The organism is Cyclobacterium amurskyense (assembly GCF_001050135.1).
Lineage (GTDB): Bacteria > Bacteroidota > Bacteroidia > Cytophagales > Cyclobacteriaceae > Cyclobacterium > Cyclobacterium amurskyense.
In genome coordinates this window covers 2,138,264-2,163,487 of sequence record NZ_CP012040.1, presented here as the reverse complement: position 1 = coordinate 2,163,487, position 25,224 = coordinate 2,138,264, and the positions used below count along the sequence as shown (strand labels likewise).

19 protein-coding genes and 1 tRNA gene are annotated in these 25,224 nt (G+C 40.1%); 7 read left to right on the top strand and 13 right to left on the bottom strand.

The window, feature by feature from the left end; all coding sequences use genetic code 11:
• Window positions 1–3,207, bottom strand: a complete 3,207-nt coding sequence (locus CA2015_RS08920) for a DUF1553 domain-containing protein (RefSeq protein WP_048641594.1) — start codon at window positions 3,205–3,207, stop codon at window positions 1–3.
• A gap of 257 nt (window positions 3,208–3,464) precedes the next feature.
• A tRNA-Lys gene (locus tag CA2015_RS08915) sits at window positions 3,465–3,537 on the bottom strand.
• A 113-nt stretch (window positions 3,538–3,650) separates the two neighbouring features.
• On the opposite strand from CA2015_RS08915, the gene CA2015_RS08910 reads away from it, so the two are divergent.
• Entirely contained in the window at window positions 3,651–4,376 is a 726-nt protein-coding gene (locus tag CA2015_RS08910) for a hypothetical protein (protein ID WP_048641593.1), read from the top strand.
• 177 nt (window positions 4,377–4,553) lie between these two features.
• Here CA2015_RS08910 and CA2015_RS08905 read toward each other — a convergent pair whose 3' ends face one another.
• The 4 genes from CA2015_RS08905 to CA2015_RS08890 form a co-directional block, all read right to left on the bottom strand.
• Window positions 4,554–5,141, bottom strand: a complete 588-nt coding sequence (locus CA2015_RS08905; protein WP_240477952.1) for a hypothetical protein — start codon at window positions 5,139–5,141, stop codon at window positions 4,554–4,556.
• 242 nt (window positions 5,142–5,383) lie between these two features.
• On the bottom strand, window positions 5,384–5,944 hold the full coding sequence (locus CA2015_RS08900; protein ID WP_048644443.1) for a gluconate 2-dehydrogenase subunit 3 family protein: 561 nt from the start codon (window positions 5,942–5,944) through the stop codon (window positions 5,384–5,386).
• Window positions 5,945–5,970: 26 nt separating this feature from the next.
• Complete coding sequence (locus tag CA2015_RS08895) at window positions 5,971–7,650, bottom strand: GMC oxidoreductase (RefSeq protein ID WP_048641591.1); 1,680 nt, start codon at window positions 7,648–7,650, stop codon at window positions 5,971–5,973.
• 143 nt (window positions 7,651–7,793) lie between these two features.
• Window positions 7,794–9,065 (bottom strand): nucleoside permease, encoded by a 1,272-nt coding sequence (locus CA2015_RS08890; protein ID WP_048641590.1) that lies wholly within the window; start codon window positions 9,063–9,065, stop codon window positions 7,794–7,796.
• A gap of 250 nt (window positions 9,066–9,315) precedes the next feature.
• On the opposite strand from CA2015_RS08890, the gene CA2015_RS08885 reads away from it, so the two are divergent.
• The 4 genes from CA2015_RS08885 to CA2015_RS08870 are packed head-to-tail and all read left to right on the top strand — an operon-like array spanning window position 9,316 to window position 12,734.
• Window positions 9,316–10,482: a Gfo/Idh/MocA family protein gene (locus tag CA2015_RS08885; RefSeq protein WP_048641589.1), complete on the top strand. Its 1,167-nt coding sequence runs from the start codon at window positions 9,316–9,318 to the stop codon at window positions 10,480–10,482.
• Window positions 10,483–10,497: 15 nt separating this feature from the next.
• Window positions 10,498–11,553, top strand: coding sequence for a sugar phosphate isomerase/epimerase family protein (locus tag CA2015_RS08880; protein ID WP_048641588.1), 1,056 nt, complete (start codon window positions 10,498–10,500; stop codon window positions 11,551–11,553).
• 17 nt (window positions 11,554–11,570) lie between these two features.
• Window positions 11,571–12,002: a c-type cytochrome gene (locus CA2015_RS08875; RefSeq protein WP_048641587.1), complete on the top strand. Its 432-nt coding sequence runs from the start codon at window positions 11,571–11,573 to the stop codon at window positions 12,000–12,002.
• Window positions 12,003–12,008: 6 nt separating this feature from the next.
• On the top strand, window positions 12,009–12,734 hold the full coding sequence (locus CA2015_RS08870; protein ID WP_048641586.1) for a 3-keto-disaccharide hydrolase: 726 nt from the start codon (window positions 12,009–12,011) through the stop codon (window positions 12,732–12,734).
• A 116-nt stretch (window positions 12,735–12,850) separates the two neighbouring features.
• Here the strand turns inward: CA2015_RS08870 and CA2015_RS08865 are convergent, their stop codons facing one another.
• The 7 genes from CA2015_RS08865 to CA2015_RS08835 all read right to left on the bottom strand — a co-directional run bounded on the left by CA2015_RS08865 (window position 12,851) and on the right by CA2015_RS08835 (window position 20,061).
• Window positions 12,851–15,085: an NADP-dependent isocitrate dehydrogenase gene (locus CA2015_RS08865; RefSeq protein WP_048641585.1), complete on the bottom strand. Its 2,235-nt coding sequence runs from the start codon at window positions 15,083–15,085 to the stop codon at window positions 12,851–12,853.
• Between the two features lie 225 nt (window positions 15,086–15,310).
• Window positions 15,311–16,132, bottom strand: a complete 822-nt coding sequence (gene panB / locus CA2015_RS08860) for a 3-methyl-2-oxobutanoate hydroxymethyltransferase (protein WP_048641584.1) — start codon at window positions 16,130–16,132, stop codon at window positions 15,311–15,313.
• Window position 16,133: 1 nt separating this feature from the next.
• Window positions 16,134–16,640, bottom strand: coding sequence for a phosphoribosyltransferase family protein (locus CA2015_RS08855; RefSeq protein ID WP_048641583.1), 507 nt, complete (start codon window positions 16,638–16,640; stop codon window positions 16,134–16,136).
• Window positions 16,641–16,751: 111 nt separating this feature from the next.
• The gene (gene rsgA, locus CA2015_RS08850; RefSeq protein ID WP_048641582.1) at window positions 16,752–17,675 is read right to left on the bottom strand and encodes a ribosome small subunit-dependent GTPase A; all 924 of its coding nucleotides are present in this window, start codon (window positions 17,673–17,675) and stop codon (window positions 16,752–16,754) included.
• Window positions 17,660–18,892 carry a 3-deoxy-D-manno-octulosonic acid transferase gene (locus CA2015_RS08845; protein WP_240477951.1) on the bottom strand — a complete coding sequence of 411 codons (1,233 nt, stop codon included), beginning with the start codon at window positions 18,890–18,892 and terminating at the stop codon, window positions 17,660–17,662. Before CA2015_RS08845 ends, rsgA begins: the two co-directional genes overlap by 16 nt.
• Window positions 18,893–18,925: 33 nt before the next feature.
• Complete coding sequence (locus tag CA2015_RS08840) at window positions 18,926–19,573, bottom strand: alpha/beta hydrolase (RefSeq protein WP_048641580.1); 648 nt, start codon at window positions 19,571–19,573, stop codon at window positions 18,926–18,928.
• On the bottom strand, window positions 19,573–20,061 hold the full coding sequence (locus CA2015_RS08835) for a cytidine deaminase (RefSeq protein ID WP_048641579.1): 489 nt from the start codon (window positions 20,059–20,061) through the stop codon (window positions 19,573–19,575). The genes CA2015_RS08840 and CA2015_RS08835 overlap by 1 nt, the downstream gene beginning before the upstream one ends.
• A gap of 475 nt (window positions 20,062–20,536) precedes the next feature.
• On the opposite strand from CA2015_RS08835, the gene CA2015_RS08825 reads away from it, so the two are divergent.
• Window positions 20,537–23,569: a SusC/RagA family TonB-linked outer membrane protein gene (locus CA2015_RS08825; protein WP_240477950.1), complete on the top strand. Its 3,033-nt coding sequence runs from the start codon at window positions 20,537–20,539 to the stop codon at window positions 23,567–23,569.
• A gap of 12 nt (window positions 23,570–23,581) precedes the next feature.
• Complete coding sequence (locus CA2015_RS08820; protein WP_048641576.1) at window positions 23,582–24,985, top strand: SusD/RagB family nutrient-binding outer membrane lipoprotein; 1,404 nt, start codon at window positions 23,582–23,584, stop codon at window positions 24,983–24,985.
• Window positions 24,986–25,224: the final 239 nt, after the last annotated feature.

The following is a 25,224-nucleotide window of genomic DNA, read 5'->3' as shown; positions in this document are numbered from 1 at the left end:
TTATCTTTTGGTAATGGTAGCATCCGCGTTAAGAATAGCGCTGGCCACAACTGTATTGGCTGCCCATTGATACCTGTCTGGTTTTTCTTTTATGGGATAAGCCCCTTCATTGAGCCACCCATCCATTTTCTCAGGGGCTTTTTTAAATTTTTCAAGTTCTACTTCCCTTAACTTCAATAACACAGCCAGTTCCCGATCTTTAGGAAACCTTCCGGTGAGTTTTCTAAATGCATCCTGAATGGCTTTACTTGTATCCTGCTCGTTAGCAATTTGCATTCCCAGTACTTTGGCTATTTCCACATAAATAGGATCATTCATCAACACCAATGCTTGAAGTGGGGTATTTGTTTCTTGCCTTTTAATCGTGGCTTCGGATCTTTCCGGGGCATCGAAAATATGTAGAGTAGGATTGGGAACAGATCTTTTCCATAAGGTGTATAAACTTCTTCTGAATAGGTTCTCCCCAGTATCCTCTACGTATTGCCCACCATTTACAGACCACAAGCCATCCGGCTGATAAGGTTTGACACTTGGTCCCCCCAAAGCTTTGCCAAGCATATTGCTCGCATAAAGGGCGTTGTCACGAATCATCTCCCCAGGCATCCTACCTGATGGACCTCTTGCCAACCAAATATTGTCATAATCTTTTTCCTGAAGTTCTTTACTTGCCAGTGAGGATTGTCTGTAAGTGGCAGACATAAGGATCATTTTCTGCATTTTTTTCACATCCCAACCCGATTCTCTGAAAGTAACGGCCAGCCAATCCAGCAATTCCGGATGGCTTGGCATTTCTCCCTGATTACCAAAATCCGAAGAAGTGGCTACCAATCCTCTACCAAAAAACTGCTGCCAAAGACGGTTAACTGCCACCCTCGCCGTAAGCGGATGTTTGTCATTTACCAACCAGCGCGCAAGACCAAGTCGGTTTTTTGGATAATCTTCGGGCATGGGAAGAATAGAGGTCGGCGTGTTGGCATCTACCTCTTCCCCGTGTGCAGCATACTCTCCTCGCTCCAATATATAGGTATTCCTTTTTGGATTCATGTCATCCATGACCATCACCTCTTGTATCGGCTCTACAGCAGCAGAATGTTCAGATCGAGCGGCTTCTAGTTTTTTTAATTGGCTTTGATAATTGGGGGAGATGTTGTTCCAGTAGAAAGTTTCTAAGGAAAGTCTTTCTTCAGCATTTAAATCTTTAGCACTCTTTTTCAACGTTTGTGCCAATAGATCTGGTTGAATCCATTCCAATATTTCCAAAGGCGACAATTCTTTATTGAATATCGTAAGTTCATCAACAGCGGCTCCTTTCAATCCTCTTCCTCTCCAAACAGCGCCCAACTGAATGCCTGGTTGGTCATTACCATCAAATAGAATGTCTTTATACAAATTATCTCTGGACATTTCGCTGGCCATTAACTTCCCATTGGCATAGGTTTTTATTCCTTTTGCTTTGGAAGAGCCATCATAGGTCATCAACAAATGAACCCATTCGTCTCTTGGTATATCTTCCAGGGTATGGTTACTAATGACGTTATAAGGAGCCGTGTGTGCGAGTATCATTTCCAGCCTGTTCTCCTTTAAATACAAATGGTAACCTCTTCTATTGAACAATACAGCACCGTTGCCAGTATGAAAGATGACCCCATTTTCAAGATTTGCAGGAATATTTACCCAAATCCCTACACTAAAAGCCTGGTCTTTCGAAAAACTACCAACGCCTCCCATTTTCAACCAACTATCCCCATTGAGCGTGGCTGCTTTTCCTTTATACCCTTCTACCAAATCGGGTTGCCTACTTTTTTCTCCAATACCTTCCATAATGCCTTGAACAGTTGGCTTTATTCTGTCCTGAATAGGGAGCTTATCGAAGTCAAAATGGGCAATTAGTGATTTGGATGGAATGTAAAAGCGGGTGTTTTTATAAGACTGATTGTTTATCCAGCTTTCAAGATTGGCCTGTTCTTCTTTTTTGATGTTTACCATGGCAACTTCTGCCTTGGCAATGTCATTCTTTAACATCTTCAACAGTTTGTCTTTTTCTTCATCCGTCCAAAGCATGGTAGGAACAGGCATGGCATTGTCCCAGGAAATTTGCCCTGCTTCATCTACCTGATTGAAAAAGCTACTTAACTGAAAATATTCTTTTTGACTTACCGGATCAAATTTATGGTCATGGCATCTTGCACATTCCAGACTTAGGGCCATAAAGGCCTTGCCAAGTGTATTGGTCCTGTCTGCAACATATTCTACCCTAAATTCTTCCTGAACGATTCCTCCCTCCATATTTTGGGGATGTATTCGGTTGAAAGCCGTCGCAAGCTTTTGCTTTTTAGTAGGATTGGGAAGTTGATCTCCTGCCAGCTGTTCTATAATGAATTGGTCATAGGGCATGTTTTGGTTGTAAGCCTCTATCACCCAATCCCTCCATGGAGACATGTCTCTAAACCTATCGACGGTGTATCCGTGGGTATCTGCAAACCTTGACAAGTCCATCCAAAACATCGCCATTTGTTCACCATAATGTGGTGAGCTTAGCAAACGATCAACTTGCTTCTCATAGGCATTTTCTGAATCATCCGCTATAAAGGCATCCAATTCTTCTAAACTTGGAGGCAAACCGGTTACATCCAGGCTCAATCTTCTAAGGAGCAATTCTTTGGAGGCAGATGGAGAAGGTTCAAGTCCATGTTCCACGAGTTTTTGACCAATAAACAGGTCAATGGGTTGATTGGACCAATCTTTAATTTTAGGAGCAGGAAGTGCAGGTAATTTAGGAGTAATAAAAGCCCAATGAGGTTGGTACTTTGCTCCGGATTGAATCCATTTAATAAGTATTGCCTTTTGTCTATTGGTTAAGGTGAGGTGAGACTCAGGCGTAGGCATCAGGTAATCTGGATCTTCAGAAATGATCCGGTGAAAGACTTCACTTTGGTTTAATTTTCCTGGGGTTAAAGGTATTTTCCCACTTTCCTCGGTCGCTGCATAGGCAGCATCAGGAAGGTCCAGCCTCATTCCCGCTTCTCTGGAAGCTTCATCAGGGCCGTGGCAAGAGAAGCAATTGTCTGAAAGGATAGGTTTAACATGGATATTAAAATCCACCTGCTCTGGAAGTTCTTCCATTGCCTGAGCTATTGGATCAGGTAAATTGGGCTTACAGGACAATCCCGTGATCACCAGAAATATAAAAATCAATCTGCGAAACATTGTCTTACCTAGGTTAATTTATTGTCAAAATAAATTTAACCGAAATTTCACCCAATTCCCATATTTTTTAAAGATATCATAGAATGAGTCAATTAAAAACTAGGCCAAATTTATTAAATAGAATATATATGAGATGGTCATCCTTTTCTTAAAGCAACAAAAAACTAGAACACTGCCTGACTTACCTTAAAATTCTTGAACAGGGGACTGTAAAACAAAAAAACCTGTTCAAATGAACAGGTTTTTTTACTTTGATGTGATCCCGCTGGGGTTCGAACCCAGGACCCTAACATTAAAAGTGTTATGCTCTACCAGCTGAGCTACAGAATCAAAATTCCCAATTTTATGACCTCCCTTTTGCAAGGTTTAATATCAAAAGAATACTTGGTTTTTCGCCTTAGTTTCCCGTAATTGGACTGCAAATTTAAAGGACTATATTGAAAATGCCAAATCTTAGACGGATCTTTCTTGTTTTTTTATCAGCTTTCTCATTACTTTATTCACATCAGGCTGACAGTCAGACCACGGGAAAAACTAACCTGATCACTGCTGATAGTTTGTTTGGAGAAAAAAAATACAAAGAGGCTTTAGAAGGCTACGAAACTCTACTTTATGAAGAGGATGCCTATTCTCCTGCCATGCTTTTAAAGATGGGCTTCATTTCTGAAGGCTTGGGTGACTATGGAAAAGCATCGCTGTATTTGTCGAAGTATTATGATTACAATCCCAACCCCGAAGTCATTGATAAAATAAAATCTTTGACCGGCCAATCCTCGCTCGAAGGCTATCAGGTTTCTGACCAAGATAGATTTTTGAGGTTATTGTTGGAGTACAAAACCATAATTTCTGGCACAGCAGCTTTACTAATGCTTGTGTTCTTAATCCTGGTCTTTGTAATTCCTAAAAAACGTACGGTGTTCTATTATCCCTCCCTTTTATTTCTAGTCATTGCATTCGTAAGTAATAACTTCATAAACAAGCCTGACACGGGAATCATAACTGGGGGACCAGTATTAATTATGGATAGCCCTTCGGCAGCTGGAAACCTCGTAAGGAGAGTCGAAGCAGGGCACCGGGTAACAATCACTTCTAGCAAGGACATGTGGTACCAGGTTCAGTGGGGCAATAAAGAAGCCTATATCCGAAAAGCAGATATTTCTAAAATCTAATCACTATAAACATTAATCAAGCAAAGCCTCTCTACCCCTGCCTCTGCTGAACACATTCACGGCAGTGAGTTTGTAAAAAGCTACATGGCAGTAGGCAAAAGAGAGGTGAAAAAAATGATGTAACACAACGCATTCTTTATTAACCTTTCACCGATTAATCACAATTTTACTTAGAACTTATTCTTCTTCCAAGGTATTATTCTCCTCACCAAGTTCAGGGTCTACCATACTAAGTATTTCACCTGGAGATAAATAAAGTGCTTCTATCTTTTGCTTGTAGGCCAGAGGGATTTGGTCATGGTTAAGCACAAAGTTTTTGGTAGCTATTATTTTCTCACCAAGTCCATGAGCGACGGCATAGCTATCCGCTGCAATTTCTGCCTTTGTCACAAAACTATTAGACAAATAGTATTTGATACCAAAGCCCAATAAGTTCATAGAGCCTCTTTCTATGTAATCTTGAATATGACCAAGCTCATGGCCTATCCAGCCCAACAACACATCATCAGGCAACTGCTCAATAGGGATAGGGTTGTCTTCAAGAAATAGGTTCCTCGAGATTTTTATTTTGTAAGCACGGTTTTCTTTTGAATGCACAAATAAGGAACCCACCTTTGGTTGTGCCTGCATTACAGATCCGTGAATATTATTTTTGAACTGAAAGTCAATTTTTGTGTTAATCAAATCTGGAAAATAAGACAGGGCTTCCAGTGTTAATTCCCTGATCTCATTGGGAATAACTTTATTTGTAGCAAATTTTTCCAAATTTTGGTTCGAATTAAAATGAGTTTGAGTTTCGGTTGCAAGCTCATTATTGTTGAATCTCCCATCAGAATTGCAGATCAGCAAAAGGTTTAAGGAAATTATAATATTGCATATTAGATATATCATGTTTTACAGATGGTTTATCCATGTATAATACATAATTTCACGTAGCATTCCAAAAAATACACATAAAAAAATCCCGCCAATTACAGGCGGGATTTGTATTTTTTAGTTAAGAAGGGTTAGATAGCCCAAGCCCTATCCCCTTTTTTATATTCAATACAAGGTTCATACCTACCTGGGGTTTCCACAAACCTAAGCGCTTGAGTAGCGCCGATTTCCGAAGTAAAATAGCCCAATAAAGTCAGATCTTTTATCATTAAAATATACTTGTCCTCTTTATTGTCTTCAGTAGCAGGAACCATGGCCTTTTTATTAACTTGGTTTAAGAAATTTGTCCTTTCTTCTACCGTAGCATCCATAAAATCCTTTTTGTTAGCCGCCTTGAAATCGCTCTTCAACTTATTAAGACCGTTAATAAAGGATTTTTGTTGTTCTTCAGTATAAGTAGATTTCACCATCATGGCCATAAACGAACCTATACCCGCAGCTTTTGCTCCGGGAGTATCGGTAGTAGGGATAATTGCTTCTCCGATTTCATCCATATAGGCCAATTCATCTTCAGAAAAATCAAGTCCTTCAATCTGTGAATCAGGAGCACATCCAGTTAAAATAACGTTAGCACCTACCATGGTCCCTCCCATCATGAGGACCACACTTTTAAGTGCTTCTCTTCTATTCATAAAATTCATATCTCTTCAGTTTGGGTTTACAGATTACCTTTTTTCAATTCTTCAACAGCGAAACTTGCTGCCCTAGCAGTCATGGCCATGTAGGTCAACGAAGGGTTTTGTGCAGCAGCTGAAGTCATTGCTGCTCCATCAGTCACAAATACATTTTTCGCATCCCACACTTGATTGTGGCCATTCAAAACAGAAGATTTAGGATCTCTTCCCATTCTTGCTGTACCCATTTCATGAATACCTTGTCCGAAGGTATATCCAGTATCATAAGTGGTGACATTTTTTACACCTGCAGCTTCAAGCATTTCTGCTGCATCATTTTTCATGTCCACCCTCATTTTTTTCTCATTTTCGTGGATTTCTGCATCCATTTCCAAGACAGGGATTCCCCACTTGTCGGTTACTGTTTTGCTGAGCTTTATGGTATTGGTGTGGTAAGGAAGGATTTCACCGAAAGCAGTCATACCTATAGTCCAGTCGCCTGGCTCTGTAAGTTCTGCTTTTAAAGGTGCACCAAAGTCCAATTCAGCAACGGTTCTGCTCCAACCTTGTCTGCTGGCACCACCCTGGAAGCCAAAGCCTCTAATATAATCTCTACTTTCGTTTCCTAGGTTTCTGTACCTTGGAACATAAAATCCTCCAGGCCTTCTTCCAAAGTAATATTTATCTTCAAAGCCTTCTACTACTCCTCTGGCACCAAGTCTGAAATGGTGATCCATTACATTATGTCCAAGCTCTCCAGAACTACTTCCTAATCCTTCAGGCCACACTTCCGTAGCTGAACGCATCAAAATTGCGGCTGAATTGAATGCTGAAGCACAAAGGAATACAATTTTAGAATTGAATTCAATGGTTTCATTTGTTTCACCATCGAGTATCTCTACTCCAGTAGCTTTTTTACTGTCTTTGTCATAAAGCACTTTGGTAACAATTGACCAAGGCCTTAATGTAAGGTTTCCTGTAGCCACTGCTGCTGGCAATGTAGAGGATTGGGTACTAAAGTAACCACCATAAGGACAACCAAGAGAACATTTATTTCGGTATTGACAGCCAGGCCTGCCCGGAAGAGGCTGGCTAATATTGGCAATCCGAGCATTTGTCATAACTCTGGCACCTTTAAAATGGTCTTTGACCCTGTCAGCCACACTCTTTTCAACACAGTTCAAAGGCATTGCAGGCATAAATTCTCCATCAGGAAGAATATCAAGACCATCTCTGTTTCCAGAAATACCTGCAAATTTTTCCACATAACTGTACCAAGGTGCAAGATCTTTGTACCTGATAGGCCAATCTACTGCTATGCCTTGCTTGCCATTGGCTTCAAAATCAGTATCAGACCAACGGTAACTTTGTCTTCCCCAAAGCAAGGAACGACCTCCTACTTGGTAACCACGAAACCAGGTGAAAGGCTTTTTTTCTACATATGGAGAATCATCCTCATGCGCCCACCAATCAAGGTTAAGCTCATTCAAAACATAATCTCTTCTAAGATTCGGGTGATTTTCCAACATCTCTATTGTACGCCTTCCTCTATGAGGTATTTCCCAAGGTGCTTTGGTCGCGTTTTTATAATCTTTTACGTGCTCTACGTTAGGACCCCTTTCCAGAAGAAGTACTTTTAACCCCTTCTCCGTTAATTCTTTTGCCGCCCAACCGCCGCTGATCCCTGATCCAACGACAATAGCGTCATAACTTTGATTAGCCATATGCTTTAATTGTTTATTTTAGGTATTGCAATAATATTGATTTTATTAAAGAAATGTTATAATTTTTCCTTTTTCCTGATTTCAACTGTTCCAATTTATAAATACTCTAAATAGACTGATTCATAGCCAATACGCCCACACAACTATTCAGTGATATTATTGTTCTTCAAACTGTCCCTTTCAGCATTGGCTTTGATAAAATCTTTGTCTTTGAAAAACAAAACAAAAATAACGGTCACCAGCAAAGCAATACCAGAAGGTATTAGCCAAATATTTTTCCAAATATGCATTCCGTCTGCTTCTAAATAAGAATCAGAAACAATTCCAGCTATCCAAAAACCTATAAGCATTCCTACTCCATAAGTGGCCAAGGTAATAAGACCCTGAGCAGAACTTTTGTATTTGGGTCCAGCTTTAGAATCTGTATATATTTGACCAGCAACAAAGAAGAAATCGTAACAAATACCATGTAATGCAATACCTATAAGTAATAGATAGGTGCCCTCACCCGCATCACCAAAGGCAAAAAATACGTACCTCACAACCCAGGCCACCATCCCTACAATCAAGGTAATTTTCAATCCGAATTTCTTGAAAAAGAAGGGCATCATAAGAAGAAACAATACCTCAGATACCTGTCCTATTGTCATTTTCCCTGTGGGATTGGTCAGGCCAACTTCTGAAAGAAATGGGTTGGCGTTTTGATAGTAAAAGGCCAATGGAATACATATCAAAATAGAGGATAGAAAGAAAATCGCAAAATCCTTGTCTTTCAATAGCTTAAGTGCATCTAAACCTAGTATTTCAACAATGGATTGCTTATCCCCCTTTTGAGATACAACAGGAGGTGTTTTAGGAAGTGTAAAAGCAAAAAGCCCTAGAACTACCGAAGAAATTGAAGACATCAAGAAGGTATTTCTAAGCATTCCTTCACCAATTGAAGCAGAACTATCCCACACAAAAAAGTAACTGATCATCAACCCTGAAGCGATCCACCCTACGGTTCCCCAAACTCTAATCGTACTGAATTCCTTAGCCGGATCTTTCATCTGGTTAAATGAAACGGAGTTAACCAATGCAAGAGTGGGCATATATATAATCATATAAGCCAGAACATATGGGTAAAATGCGATAAAGCTATAAGATGAAAACATCATGTACATCAAGCCCGCACCCAACAAATGCAATACCCCTAAAATTTTCTCTGCATTAAAAAACCTATCTGCTATTAAGCCAATTACAAAAGGAGCCACTATGGCACCTATGGACTGGGTAGAAAATGCGGCGGCCAATTGACTTCCATTTGCTTGAAGGTTGTTCCCTAAAAATGTACCTAAAGTAACGTACCAGGATCCCCAAACAAAAAATTCAAGAAACATCATTAGGGAAAGCTTAAACCTATTATTTAAAGTCATAGTTTTTGGTATGTTAGCGTTTAGTTTGATCGAATTTAGTCAAGAACCCTTAGTAAACAATCTGTAGAATAATTTAAAATTTAAGCCAATTTAACGTAAATTTATCACTTCAGAAAGCAAGCTTACTATTTCTCAATTTCTTAAAAATATTTTCTTCTATTTGCAAAAAATAGTAGATTCATTATCAACCATTGAAATATATAAAGAAAAAAGGGAAATATAGAAATCAAAAAAACCAAAGACCAAAAGAATGAGTAACAGAAAACTTAAAATGGGGATGATCGGAGGTGGACCGGGCTCCTTCATAGGGGCTGTCCACAGAATATCCGCTGCAATGGACGGCATCATTGAATTGGCCGCTGGTGCTTTTAGTAGCAGTGCGGAAAAATCTGCGGAAACAGGTAAAGAACTTTTTCTTCCATCTGAGAGGGTGTATGCCTCTTACGATGAAATGTTTGAAAAGGAACTGTTATTACCCGAATCTGAAAGAATCGATTTTGTGGCAATAGTCACCCCTAACCACGTACATTTTGATCCTACCAAAAAGGCATTGCAGAATGGGTTTCATGTTGTTTTAGACAAGCCTATGACTTTTAGCTATGAAGAAGCCAAAGAACTGAACAAAATCATTGAAGAAACAGGACTGATGTTCTGCTTAACCCATACCTATACCGGCTACCCAATGGTGAAGGAAGCCAAACATTTAATTTCTACCGGTGTTATAGGTAAAGTAAGAAAAGTTTATGTAGAATACCCTCAAGGTTGGTTATGGAACAAACTGGAAAACACCGATTATAAGCAAGCGATCTGGAGAACAGATCCTAGCAAAAGCGGTATTGCCAACTGTATGGGAGACATTGGAACTCATGCATTCAACCTTGCCGAATACGTAAGTGGATTGAAAATGACTAAATTATGTGCGGATCTTAATTGTGTGGTGGAGGGAAGAACCCTTGATGATGATGGGGCCGTATTGTTGAAGTTTGAAGATGGCGCATCAGGCGTCTTGATGGCAACCCAAATTGCTCCAGGCGCAGAAAACAACATCAAAATCAGGGTCTACGGTGAGAAAGCTGGTTTGGAATGGGAACAGGACAATGCCAATACTTTAATAGTACGTCACCCTGAAGCACCTGATCAGATATATAGAGCAGGAGGTAATATTCCTTACTTGTCTTCAGCGGCTACAGAAAACGTCCGAACACCAGGAGGACACCCTGAAGGTTACCTAGAAGCTTTTGCCAATTTATATAGAAACTTTGCCCGATGCCTTTACGCCAGAAAGAATGGTGAAACACCGAAAAAAGAATGGGAAGACTTTCCAGGTGCTGAAGATGGCTTAAGAGGAATGGCTTTTGTAGAGCATGTGGTAAAAAGTAGTAATTCTAATGAAAAATGGACTAAATTTGAACTTTAAATAACCTAAATCTTTATGAAAACCATTAAAGGACCAGCCTTATTCTTGGCCCAGTTTGTAGATGATAAAGCCCCTTTTAATAATTTAAAAGACATTTGTACCTGGGCTGCAAGCATCGGATACAAAGCAGTTCAAATCCCTACATGGGATGTCAGACTGATCGACTTGAAGAAAGCAGCGGAGGACATGGACTATGTCAACCAAATTAAAAATACCGTAAAAGAAGCTGGTGTTGAAATATCTGATTTTTCTACGCATTTACAAGGACAACTCGTAGCTGTAAGTCCTGCATACAATGAACTCTTTGACGCTTTTGCTCCTGCAGAACTAGCAGGTGACCTTAAAGGCAAACAAGAATGGGCTACCAATCAGCTAATGATGGCCGCAAAAGCCAGTAAAAACTTTGGCTTGACCACCCATGGTACCTTTAGTGGTGCTTTAATGTGGCACACTGTTTATCCATGGCCTCAGCGTCCCGCTGGACTTGTGGATACAGGTTTTGAAGAATTGGCCAAAAGATGGTTGCCAATATTGGATGAATTCGATAAATATGGTGTAGACGTTTGTTATGAACTACATCCTGGAGAAGACTTGCACGATGGCGTTACTTTTGATTTGTTCTTAGAAAAGGTAAATCACCATAAAAGAGCCAATATCCTTTATGACCCAAGTCACTTTGTATTACAGTGTCTCAATTATGTTGATTTTATCGATATATATAAAGACAGAATTAAAATGTTTCATGTTAAGGATGCAGAGTTTAATCCTACAGGGAGACAAGGTGTTTATGGTGGCTATTCTAGCTGGATAGAAAGAGCAGGAAGATTCCGCTCATTGGGAGATGGCCAGGTTGATTTTAACGCTATTTTTAGTAAACTTTCGCAATATGATTTTGATGGATGGGCTGTCCTAGAATGGGAATGTGCCATTAAGCACCCTGAAGATGGTGCAATCGAAGGAGCTAAATTTATAAGCGAGAAAATAATACATGTAACTGAAAAAACCTTCGATGATTTTGCATCCACGGGAATGGACGAAGGTTTAAATAAAAAATTATTGGGAATTAATTAATCTAACTATTACAAACCATGAAGTTTAATTTGAATTTAAGTATGGCTGTTATGGCCAGCGCAATGGTAGCCGTTTCAGCCTGTGGTGGCTCCGGTAGTTCTGAATCCGCATCTAGCGAAAGCGCTGCTGCTGCACCTCCACCAGCTCCTGTAGAAATCAGTTTGGAAGAAAAGTACAAAGATGATCCTATTTTCATCAAAGGATCAGAGTTAATGGGACAAAACGATTGCCCTTCTTGCCATATGCTTGAAAGGAAAATCGTTGGACCTTCTTATGCTGATGTTGCAGCTAAATATGAGTCAACTGACGAGAATATTGAGCTTTTGGCAGGTAAAGTTATAGCAGGTAGTGTAGGTACTTGGGGAGAAATACCTATGCCAGCTCACCCTAATCTTTCTGAAGAAGATGCCAAAAATCTTGCAAAATTCGTTCTCTTGTTAAAGAAATAATTTGAAATGATAAGAACAACTTTGTCTATGGCAGCACTTTCACTTGCAGTAGTGGGCTGTGGCCCTGCTACAAGTAATAACAGTACTGCGGAGGAAAATATTGAAGAAATCATCGTGACTGAGGAAGAGTGGATAAGTTTATTTGATGGCAATAGCCTGACAGGATGGACTGGATATGGCAAAGACCAGCCAGGAGAAGCCTGGGAGGCTGCCGATGGTGTGCTCTACTTTAATTCTGAAAAAGAGGACGGAGGAGATTTGATCACCAAAGAAACCTTTGGCAATTTTCACCTTGAAATAGAATGGAAAATTTCTGAAAACGGAAATAGCGGCATCATGTTCCATGTTCAGGACAACGGAAACTACGACAGACCTTACCATACAGGTCCAGAGTACCAGTTGCTTGACAACGATGGACATAAAGATGGTAAAATCATTACCCACCGAACAGGTGATCTTTATGACATGATTGAATCTACTCAAGACGCTTCAAAACCAGTAGGTGAATGGAACAAAACTGAAATTGTTATCAACAATAACACATTGCAGTTTTTCCTAAATGGTGTGAAGACTGTAGAAACATCTCTTTGGGATGATCAGTGGAATGCTATGGTAGCTGAAAGTAAATTCTCGAAATGGGAAGACTTTGCCAAGTTCAAGGAAGGCAAAATTGTACTTCAAGACCACGGAGATGATGTGTGGTTTAGAAATATCAAAATCAAACGACTATAAGTAAGTTATAGGTTTTACTCCCAATTCTTTAGTGAAATGAATTGGGAAACACATAAAAAAAGCCGGAAGAAAATTTCTTCCGGCTTTTTTACGCTTATTTAATTTCAATCGAGCAACTATGCTACGATTGTTTTTAATATATCATTTAAAGTCTGGCTAGGTCGCATCGCTGCGGATGTTTTTTCCTCATCAGGTTTGTAATAACCTCCAATGTCAACAGGACTTCCCTGCGCACCATTCAATTCACTAACAATTTTTTCCTCATTCTCAGCCATGGTTTTGGCCACTGGGGTGAAAATGGTTTTCAATGCTGCATCGTCATCCTGACTGGCCAAAGTTTCTGCCCAATACATGGCAAGATAAAAATGACTTCCACGGTTATCCAGTTCATTTACTTTTCTAGAAGGAGACTTGCCTTTATCTAGGAATTTAGCCGTTGCCTGGTCTAAAGTTTTCCCCAAGACCTTTGCCCTGTCATTGTTAAAGGTATCCCCCAAATGATCCAAAGATACCGCAAGAGCTAAAAACTCACCCAATGAGTCCCAACGAAGGTGTCCTTCTTCAACAAATTGCTGAACATGCTTAGGCGCAGATCCTCCGGCACCGGTTTCAAATAAACCTCCACCATTCATCAAAGGTACTATAGAAAGCATTTTAGCGCTTGTACCTAATTCTAAAATTGGGAATAAATCGGTCAAGTAATCTCTCAATACATTACCCGTTACTGATATGGTATCTTTTCCATCTTTTATGCGCTCAAGAGAAAAGCGAGTAGCTTCTTTAGGCGACATGATAGAAATATCTAACCCCTGTGTATCGTGATCTTTCAGGTAGGTTTCAACCTTTGAGATAAGCGCAGCATCATGAGACCTGTTTTTGTCTAACCAAAAGACTGCAGGAACACCTGTAGCTCTTGCTCTGTTAACAGCGAGCTTTACCCAATCCTGAATTGGTGCATCTTTTACCTGACACATTCTCCATATATCACCTTCTTCAACTTCATTTTCAAGAATAACCTGACCTGAAGCGTTTGTTACCTTTACAGTACCAGAAGAAGGGATTTCGAAAGTTTTGTCATGAGAACCATACTCTTCTGCCTTTTGAGCCATAAGGCCTACATTAGGTACAGATCCCATTGTGGTTGGATCTAAAGCACCATTTTTCTTACAAAAATCAATGGTTTCTTGGTAAACACCCGCATAGGATCTATCAGGTATTACTGCTTTTGTATCCTGAAGTTGATTGTTTTTGTTCCACATTTGTCCACTACTTCTGATCATAGCAGGCATGGAAGCATCAATAATTACATCACTAGGTACGTGTAGATTGGTAATGCCTTTGTCAGAGTTAACCATAGCCAAATCAGGGCTGTCTGCATAACATGCATCAATATCAGCTTCTATCGCTTTACGCGTATCTGCTGGTAGTTTATCCAAAGCAGCAATAAGGTCTCCAAAGCCATTGTTTGGATCTACCCCAGCTTCTTTAAGTACAGCTGCGTGCTTTTCAAATACCGGTGCAAAGAAAACAGTTACTGCATGGCCAAAGATGATAGGGTCAGAAACTTTCATCATAGTGGCTTTCATATGCAATGAAAACAAAACACCTTGTTTTTTGGCTTCAGCTATTTGCTCTTTAAGGAATTTTCTCAATGCAGATACACTTAAAACAGCAGCATCAATAATCTCACCTTTCAGCAAAGGAAGGCCTTCTTTTAAGCTAGTTTGTTTACCATCCTTTCCATGAAGCACTATACTAACACTAGTTTCTGAAGGAAGGGTCACTGATTTTTCACTACCATAAAAATCCCCCTCAGTCATACTTGACACATGAGATTTAGAGTCTTGGCTCCATTTTCCCATGCTATGAGGATTGTTTCTAGCGAATTGCTTAACAGCCTGCGGCGCCCTTCTATCTGAATTACCTTCCCTCAATACAGGATTTACTGCAGAACCTTTAATTTTATCGTATTTGTCTTTAATGTTTTGCTCTTGTTCATTTTTCGGATCATCTGGATAATCTGGTAACCCATACCCTTGTTCCTGCAACTCCTTAATGGCTGTTTTTAGTTGTGGAATAGAAGCACTGATGTTCGGTAACTTTACGATGTTGGCCTCAGGGGTTTTAGCTATTTCTCCTAGCTCGGTAAGGGCGTCACTGATTCTCTGCTCTTCTTTCAAAAACTCAGGAAACGTTGCGATGATTCTACCTGAAAGGGAAATATCTCTTGTTTCTACAGACACCCCAGCCGAGTCAGTAAATGCTTTTATGATAGGCAATAAAGAATAGGTGGCTAATGCCGGTGCCTCATCCGTAAGGGTATAAAGAATTTTGGGGGTTTTGTCACTCATATGTATTTCTGTTTTCTGATTGTATTTAAAATGAATTCCAATTTAAAATTGTCAGCTAAATTACGAAAAATATCTTTATCAGAAGGCCAAGCCTCTAGATTAGAAGAAATAATAAGCCTAAGGAAGATAGTATACATAAAGTAGAAAAATCAGGTACCAATGGTAGGCCAAAAATACATGAAAACCCAGAATATTCCCATTTTCCCCCTAGGTTGTAGATAGTAGCTAATAACTCTCATCTTGATTCGGGAAATCCTTAGACTTAACGTCTTTTATATAATTGCCTACAGCTTTTAGCATGGTATTTCTAATGTCTGCGTATTGTCTAAGAAACCTAGGTTGAAACTCTTGTGTAATTCCCAGCATGTCATGAAGTACAAGCACCTGACCATCAACATCCGGTCCAGCCCCAATACCTATGACAGGTATGCTTACTGCTTCAGCAACTTCTTTGGCCAAAGCAGCTGGAATTTTTTCAAGTACTAGCGCAAAACAGCCACACTCCTCTAGAATCTTCGCATCCTCCAAAAGCTTATTGGCCTCATCCTTTTCTTTGGCCCTTACAGTATAAGTTCCAAATTTGTATATGGACTGAGGAGTCAATCCAAGGTGTCCCATTACAGGTACACCTGCACTTAAAATTCGAATCACTGACTCTTTGATTTCAGCCCCACCTTCCACTTTAACAGCGTGTGCTCCTGACTCTTTCATGATACGGATGGCAGACCTTAGTGCTTCGGAACTGTTGCCTTGATAAGAACCAAAAGGAATGTCCACCACTACCAATGCTCGCTCTACTGCCCTAACCACGGAGGTGGCATGGTAGATCATCTGGTCTAATGTGATAGGCAAGGTAGTTTCATGTCCAGCCATTACATTTGAAGCTGAATCCCCTACCAATATCATGTCAATTCCTGCAGCATCCACTATGCCAGCCATGGAAAAATCATAGGCCGTAAGCATGGAAATTTTTTCCTTTCGTTTTTTCATTTCCTGAAGAATGTGGGTAGTAATTCGCTTCAGGTGGGTAGATTGGTGTACGGACATATCAGTGAAGGTGAACGGTGGATGCTTTTGGGTCTAAGTTTACAGTTATATGCTCACTAAGGGTGGTGGCAAGCTCGTAGCCTGTATAATCTGGGGCTACTGGAAAGAGTTTATGACTCCTATTGACAAAAACCAAAACTTCCATTTTTTTAACCTCATGTTCAAGAAATGGAACCATTGCAAAGGCAAGCGTTTTACCAGTATTCAAAACGTCGTCCACCAAGATTATAGACTTCCCCTTTAAGGAATCATGCGGCGAGAGGACCACTTCTTCAATTTTTGGATTTTCTTTGTCTAAGTCTACCTTAATTAACTGCACATCAAAAGAAGCTATTTCCCTTAATTTAGCGACCATTAACTCCGCGAACACATACCCCATTCCGGTAAGTCCGGCAATGGTCAACTGCTTCTCACCAGCATTCCTTTCATAAATCTCAAACGCTATTCGCGTTATTTTTTGTTGGATTTGGTGATGGTTCAATACCAATATTTTTGCTTTTTGCGTCATTTCTGTGCCTTTGTCAAAATTTTAATGAAATTAACCGAATTGCCCTTGCTTTCAAAGTATTGATTCACTTTTTACTTTGCCAATAACCAAAGGAATTTAGGTTCACTATATTTAGCGGTGACTGTCCTCCTCACTCATAATTTTCAGGTAGTTTTCATAGCGATAAGGATGAATATACCCCTGTTCCAGAACCTCCAGGACTTTACAACCGGGTTCATTGATATGTTTACAATTATTGTATTTACACTGTCCCAGGTATTTCCTTAATTCTACAAAATAGTGAGAAAGTTCCTGGTCGTCAATATCTAGAATCCCGAACTCTTTGATACCGGGAGTGTCTATAAAATACCCAGACTCACCAAATGGAAACATCTCTGCAAAGGTAGTAGTATGTACTCCTTTTGAAGAAAATTTTGAAACTTCCTGAGTTGCCTGAGTTGCTTGCGGTACCAATCTATTGAGCAATGTAGATTTCCCTACACCTGAATGTCCTGCCATCAAGGTAGTTTTCCCTGTCAGTCTAGGTTCAAATTTTTCCATTAAATCCTTATCATGTAAGGCAGAAAGCTCAATAATTGGATAACCCAGAGGAGCATAAATGTCATGAAGCTCTTCTAAAAAATCCAGGTCCTTTTTCTTTGTTAAAGTCTCTACCTTATTGACAAGTAGCGTGCAGGGAATTCTAAAACTTTCTGTACTTACCAAAAAACGATCAATAAAACCCAAAGAAGTTCTTGGATCTCTAACCGTCACCATAAGGTAAGCCTGATCAACATTGGCCGCCAGAATATGCGAAAAATGTTGTTTTCGGGTGGATTTCCTAATGATATAATTCTCTCTCGGAACTATGGTGTTTATTACCGCTGTTTCCTGGTTTTTTTCCCTATCCAGAATGACATAATCACCTACGGCTATGGGGTTGGTTAATTTAAGGTTGTCCTGTTTGAACTTTCCTCTAAGCCTGGCTTTGATCATTTTGTCTCCAACTTTCACCTCATACCATGAGCCCGTTGTCTTGATCACTCTTCCTTCCATGTCTCTTTCTTAATGATTGCAACCGTCCTTTCAGCACTTCCCAAATTGTCCTTCACCAAGCTATTTGCTGAATCGCAAGCTTGTTCATAGGCTGCTTTTCTGCCAAGGTTTTCCATGACTGTCCTAATTTCTGTTTCATCCTTTACAGCAAATCCACATCCATATTGCTTACTTATTTCAGCTTCTGGAAACTTCGAAACCTTCTTTAATGGACCAAACAAAACAGGTATTCCAAAAGCCAAGGGCTCTAGGATATTGTGAAGCCCTTTACCCATAGCACCGCCAATATACGCACAATAGGCAAACTGATACAAGGAAGAAAGCATACCAATATTATCAATGATCAAAACATCCCAGGTACCAGATTGCTCCTCTTTTCTATATTCAGAATATTTTATTGAAGGCAAGGTAATTGCCTTCTGCCAATTTTCAATGGTTCCTAGATGAATATCATGAGGAGCAATAATAAATTGAAAGCCATGTGATTGATTAATAAAAGGAATCAGATTATCCATGTCTTCCTGCCATACACTACCAAGCACCATCACCTTCTTAGTGATACCTTGTGCTATCTCAGGAAACAACTTAGGTTGAAGCCTGGTCTTGTATACATTGTCGAACCGAGGATCTCCTGTCAAACTGATATTTTTAATTCCTGCTTTTTTAAGTAAGGCTTTGGACTCTCCATTCTGTACAAAGACATGATCAAAGCAAAAGAGCAGTTGTTTAAAAAAACCACCATACCAAGAAAAATACACCTGCTTTTTCCTAAAAGACGCTGCCACCAGATAAAGGGGGATTTTATTCTTTTTAACTGCAAGGATGTGATTGGCCCACAAATCATATTTAATGAAAAAAGCCATGTCAGGTGAAAGTAAGTCCACAAATCGATTGGCATTTTGGGGGGTATCAATAGGGAGGTAGCAAATAAAATCTACCCAATCCTGCTTTTTTTTGATGGCTTGTTCATAACCTGAAGGGCTGAAAAAAGAAACAGCTACCGACCAAAGTGGATGTTCTTTTTTAAATGCTTCAATGACAGGTTTTGCTTGTAAATATTCACCTAGAGAGGCCACGTGAAACCAAGCCAGCTCCTGAGGATTTGATTTCCTAAAGGAGATTATTTCTTCAAAGGTCTTTTTTCTTCCTATTACAGCGAGCTTGAGCTTGTCAGATCGTTTACTGCCAATTCTCATTAGCCGATCGAGCAAATTCATTCCCAGGTTATACAAAATCCTCATGGGGCAAAATTACATCAAAAATATTTCTTTGAGCAATCCTGCCTCTAATTCATGGCCTCCTGAATACTTCAGTTCTTTAAAATTGGCAAAACCAGCATCGGAAAGGCGGTTTTCCACTTGGGTATAAATATCTGATTGTAAAAAGGGATCATTGTCATCCAATGCCAAAATGACCTGACTGCTGTTAAGCCTTTCAAGCATTAGGGAAGTTTCCAAATCATGAGCAGGGGCTCCACCCCAAAAAACCACTTTTGTTGGTTTTAGATTTGATTGACAGATCCATCGACTCATAGTGGCCGCTCCTTGGGAAAACCCCAAAACATTAATTTGAGGCATATTTTCATACTTGAGAAGCAATTCTTCTATTATTCCATTGAGGTAAGCATTACTATTGGTGATGTCAATTTCTCGCTCATGTTTGGTCATCCAATTGGCCCCTACTCTTCCCGAAAAACCTTTAAGGTAAAAATGGTTGAGCCCCTCTGGAGCCACTATTAAGGTATTGTCTTCAAATAATAAATTGAATTTCCTTAGGAAAAATTTGGCCAGTTGACCATATCCATGAAAGACAATCCAAATCGTTTTTTCCTCTCCTAAGGGTGCATGGCTAAGCGAAAAAGTCTGCTTGGCCTGAAACTGTATTTCATTTTGAACCATTATTCATTTAAATCTTCAAGTTTATAAGGAAGCAATTGGTCAATTCCACCAGCCTTTAAAACATGCCCATCGGCACGGAGCATCAGCACCTCAATAGGGCTGTCAAATTTCATCTCGTATTCACTAATTGTCTGTCTGCACAAGCCACAAGGAGTAACAGTAGCCAAACCAGAATTATCAGATTTTTTGGCCACAATGGCTATTGATAGGGGTTTTAAGTCTGGAAAATTGGAATGTGTATAACTTAAAAGTACCCGTTCTGCACAAATCCCTGCAGGGTAACATATGTTTTCCTGATTATTTGCCCAGAAAGTTTGTCCATCTTCTAAAACAAGCGCTGCACCAACCCGGAAATTAGAGTAAGGTGCATAGGCCTTGTCAGTTGCTTTGTTTGCCAAGTTTATCAATTTTGCCTGGCTTTCATTCAAACCCTCAGGAGAAATCATTTCCATGGTATTGATATTGCTGACTTTTTTGGTTCTTTTCATATTCAAATATATCAATTTTCTCAAGAGCGAGGTTAAATACAAATTTTAAGAAAAGTCATTAAATCTTTATAAAAAGTAAGGGAACAAATGTGCTAATATTTATCTCCTCGAGAAAACCCCTGAGGCAAGTAGTGATATTAACCCATAAATTGACTTTTCCATTGTCAAAATTAAATTTAATTAATTGATAATTATTTTGGCTTTTTGGAGGTTTTGAATTATTTATAATTAACTTAAATGGTAATTCATTAACACAAATTAACCCCATTTAACCTCTATTAGGCAAAAACATCGTTTTTGGGAAGAAAATTTTGATAAAATCAACTTCCCTTTAGCCTTATTAGCCATTTCAGGTTAAAAATTAAAGACTATTTGAATTGTTAAATTATCGTCAATTAATCGGTTAAATTTTATGAAGAAAAATTTTACTTATTGTTTATTCACGTTGTTACTATTGCTAATTAACGGTAGCCTTATGGCTCAGCAAAGTACTGTCAACGGAAAAGTGACATCTGCAGAGGATCAGGAAGGTCTTCCAGGTGTTAGCATTGTAGCAAAAGGTACAGGTACCGGTACGGTCTCTGATATTAACGGGAACTTCAGCATTAATGTCCCTGATTCAAACACCGAACTGGTTTTTTCCTATATTGGGTATGCTTCCCAGACCATTACGGTAGGCAACCAGCAGAACCTAAATGTAGTAATGGAATCCGAAGCAAAAGGTTTGGATGAGTTTATTGTGACGGCATTTGGTATTTCCCAGGAGAAAAAATCACTGGGCTATGCTGCTCAAAACATAGATGCAGAAGCCATTACCAAAACAAAACAGCCCAACTTGGTGAATTCCCTTCAAGGTCAAGCAGCTGGTGTTCAGATAACCAACTCAGGTGGTGCTCCAGGCCAGTCAGCAAGGATCATCATCAGAGGGATCAACTCCCTAGACCCAGGAGCTAACAACCAACCGCTCTTTGTCGTGGATGGTGTGCCTGTGGATAACTCCACCATCGAGTCTACTGGTACGCCAAGGGGCCTATCGAACAGAATGGCCGACCTTAACCCCAATGATGTGGCCTCCATTTCTGTACTGAAAGGTGCAGCAGCAACCGCTCTCTATGGAGTAAGGGCTGCAAATGGTGCGGTAATTGTCACCACCAAAAAGGGCAAGGCAGGAGAAGTCAGGGTTAATTACAATGGCTCAGTAGGTTTTGAAACCCTCAACCAATTGCCAAAATTACAGGACAAATATGGTCAGGGCTTTAGTGGAGAGTACCAGCCATCTAGCTTTTGGCCTTCTTGGGGAGCCCCTATAGCAGAAGTACAACAAACCGTTCCCGATCACAAATACCAGGACAACTGGAACCGGGTTTTTAATACCGGCGTACAGCTCGACAATAACCTGAGCATTTCCGGAGGTAATGAAAAGGCTACTTTTTATGGTTCCTTTGGCAACCTAAAACAGGAAGGTATCATCCCTTTTTCTAGTTGGGACAGAACCACCGCCAAATTATCAGGAAACGTGAAAGTTTCTGAGAAGTTTGATTTCTCTGGATCTGTCAATTACAGCAACTCGGGAGGAAATAGGGTTCCTCATGACCGGTTTATGGAGCGTATGATGTACTGGTCCGAAACCACCGATGTCCGGGATTATATCAATGAGGATGGAACGATGAGAACCTATTCCAACACCAATCCAATCTATGATGCGCGTTTTGCAACTTATGAAGATGATGTCAATAGGGTAATAGGAAATATCAATTTTAATTACAGCCCTACCGACTGGCTTGCCTTTTCTTATCGCCTGGGAAATGACTTCTACAGCGACCAACGTACAGAAATCACTCCTGGACCAAAAGGTATTGACGGAGAGGTTCCTTTAAGTTCAACAGGTTATTTGGAGGAAACAAGGATCAACAGCAGGGACCTAACCTCTAACTTCTACCTTACTTTAAAGAAACAGTTTTCTACTGACCTTAATACCAGCCTGAGGTTGGGTAATGATATATTTGAGCGAAAATATGACCGAGTTACAGCACGTGGTGAAAATTTTGTTATTCCTGAATTTTACAACCTCAGTGCAGCCTCTCAGATTTTTGCCAGTCAATACAAATCCATAAGAAGATTGGTAGGTTTTTATGGAGATTTGATGGTTGATTATAAAAATTACCTCTTCCTGAACATCACCGGACGGAATGACATTTCTTCTACCCTACCCAAGGACAACAACTCCTTTTTCTACTCTTCCTTTAACTTGGGTTATGTGTTTAGCGAAAATATGGAGCTACCTTCCTGGTTGACATTCGGTAAATTAAGGGCCTCATGGGCACAGGTAGGGAAAGATACTGATCCACATATCCTAGGTGCTACTTATGTCTCACCTTCCATTTTTCCTTTGAATGGTCAGGTAGGTTTTACAAGAAATTCGGTTTATGGAGATTTGGCACTTAAGCCAGAGCAGACTACTTCTATTGAGTTTGGTTTGCAAACCGCATTTTTGAACAATAGGGCCAATTTTGATGTCACCTATTATAAATCTAATGCGAGAGATCAGATTATCCCTGTTCCGGTATCCGATGCCACAGGCTTTTCTTCTTATATCACCAATGCTGGTGAGATCCAAAACAGTGGATTTGAATTTATCTTGGGCGGAAGTCCAATAGAAAGCCAAGGTTTTTCATGGAACATTTCCGCCAACTTATCCATCAATAATAATGAAATTAAAGCCATCAAGGAAGGCATTGATGAAATTGTGGTGGGAAGCCAATTTGGGTACGCGGGATCAACCGTTACTATGAAACTATTGGAAGGAGAAGCCTATGGTAATATTTTTGGTAGTTCTTACCAAAGGTTTGGTTCAGATCCTGACAATTTGTTTTTGGACCGCAGTCTTCCGGTAATTATTGGGGCCAATGGTTTTCCATCTAGAACTGGTACACAGCTTATCTTAGGTAATGCTGTGCCCAAATGGATTGGTGGAATTCGAAATGATTTCAACTACAAAGATTTCGAATTATCCTTCCTTATTGACTTCAGAACAGGTTTAGAGCAATACAATCAATATGCGAACTTCCTTTCTGCATTTGGCAAGAATAAATTCACGGAGGCTCGGGAAGATTTTAGGGTTTTTGATGGAGTGCTGGCAGATGGAAGTCCCAACACAAAAGAAGTTTGGCTGGGTCAAGGAGTAGGTCCTGATGGCGTAGATTATGGGGCTGGATACTGGAGAAATCATTACAGAACTACAAGTGAAAATTTTGTCAGTGATGCCAGTTTTATCAAATTGCGCAACATCACCCTTGGTTATAATCTAAACCCTGGTCTACTGGAAAGAACTCCGTTTAGAACAGCAAGAGTTTCTATAGCTGCCAATAATATTATCCTTTACACCCCTTGGGACGGATTTGACCCAGAGTCTTTTTCTGCCGGGGCTGGCGGTAATGCCATTGGTTTAACAGGTCTGGGCTATCCCGGCGTACAGAGCTTTTTCTTTAACCTGAACCTTGGACTTTAAAAAACTGCAATTATGAAAGCGATATATACTATACTCGGCCTAATGCTCTTTTTAGCGTTAAGCTCATGTGAGAATTTTCTCGATGTCAACGAAAATCCCAATAATCCGCAGGATTCACCTATTTCTGGACTGATGACCAATGCTACTTACGAGACTTCTCTCAATGTACAAGCAATTGGTAGCATCACCTCCCATTATGTACAATACCTGGCCTCGCCCAATCCAGCTGGTGCTTCAGATATTATGGATGCAAGCAATTATAGTGGGCTGTGGTTTGATTTGTACAATGTGATGACAGATTTGACAGACCTGATGCAAAAGGCCGAAGAAGAAGATGCCGGACACTATCTAGGGGCCGGCCAAATCCTAATGGCACTTAACCTGGGAATGACTGTTGATATTTTTGGAGACGTCCCTTATTCAGAAGGTTTTGATTTTACTTCGGTCACACCAGTTTATGATGATGACCAGCAATTGTATACAGAGGTATTTAGCCTACTCGATCAAGGGATCCAAAATCTCTCAGGAACTACGGCCCTTTCCCTAGGTGATGACGATTTCATCTTCAACGGGGACGTTTCTTCCTGGATAAAATTTGGTAACATGCTAAAGGCCAGATTTATGCTTCACACAAAAGGAAAAGCGGCTTATAATGCGCAGACCATTTTAACCGCCCTAGATAATGGCATGATGAGCAATGAAGATGATGCCACTGTGGTGTTCTTTGAACAGCGATTCAACCCCTGGGCTCAAGAGGCTATTGACAATGAAAACCTACTGTTAGGAGGATGGATTTCAACCCAATTTATAGAAGCATTGGATGGAACGTCCTATTCTACAATGGATCCAAGAATGCCTTTGATGATTGGGGCCACGGATGATGGGGTGTACATAGGTGTCACCAATGGGGCAGGCAGAGGCAATGCACCTGAACAAGGTGCAAGATCTACCCTGATTCCCGGACAATATTATACTTCTGAGCAATCCCCTCTTTTAATCGCCACCTATGCAGAGCAGAAATTCATAGAGGCAGAAGTAGCTTTACCAATGGACCCCGACAGGGCATATGCCGCCTATCTTGAGGGAATTGAAGCCCATATGGACATGCTAGAGGTAAGCGCTGACGATAAAATGGCTTATCTCAATAATCCAGAAGTAAGCATGGGAGCATCCTCTCTTAGCCTAGCAGATATAATGAAGGAAAAATGGGTCGCCCTCTTCCTCCACCCAGAAACCTGGAATGATGCCAGAAGGTTTGATTACAGTTATAAAGACATGACCTTACCTGATAACCTAAATGGCAATCTCAACGGACAGTACATCAGAAGGCTTGCCTATCCAGACAATGAGGTGAGCAGAAATGGGCAAAATGTCCCTGATGTCACCCTTTTGGACAGGATTTGGTGGAACGAGTAATAGTTTTAAATCCCCTCTTTATGACAAAAAGAGGGGATATTTCTTAAAAACAACGAAAACTTACCTTTCAACCCAGAAAGAATGATGTACATAAAGCCATGGGCTGCTCCCATGGTAAATTGTATAACCGACTCCGGATTTTGGCGGTATTGTTACTTTTTTTTCTGCAACAATGCTGACAAAATCAATTTACCTAAGCTTTGTTGCGAAACTGATTGATCACAATTAAATCGGGATTT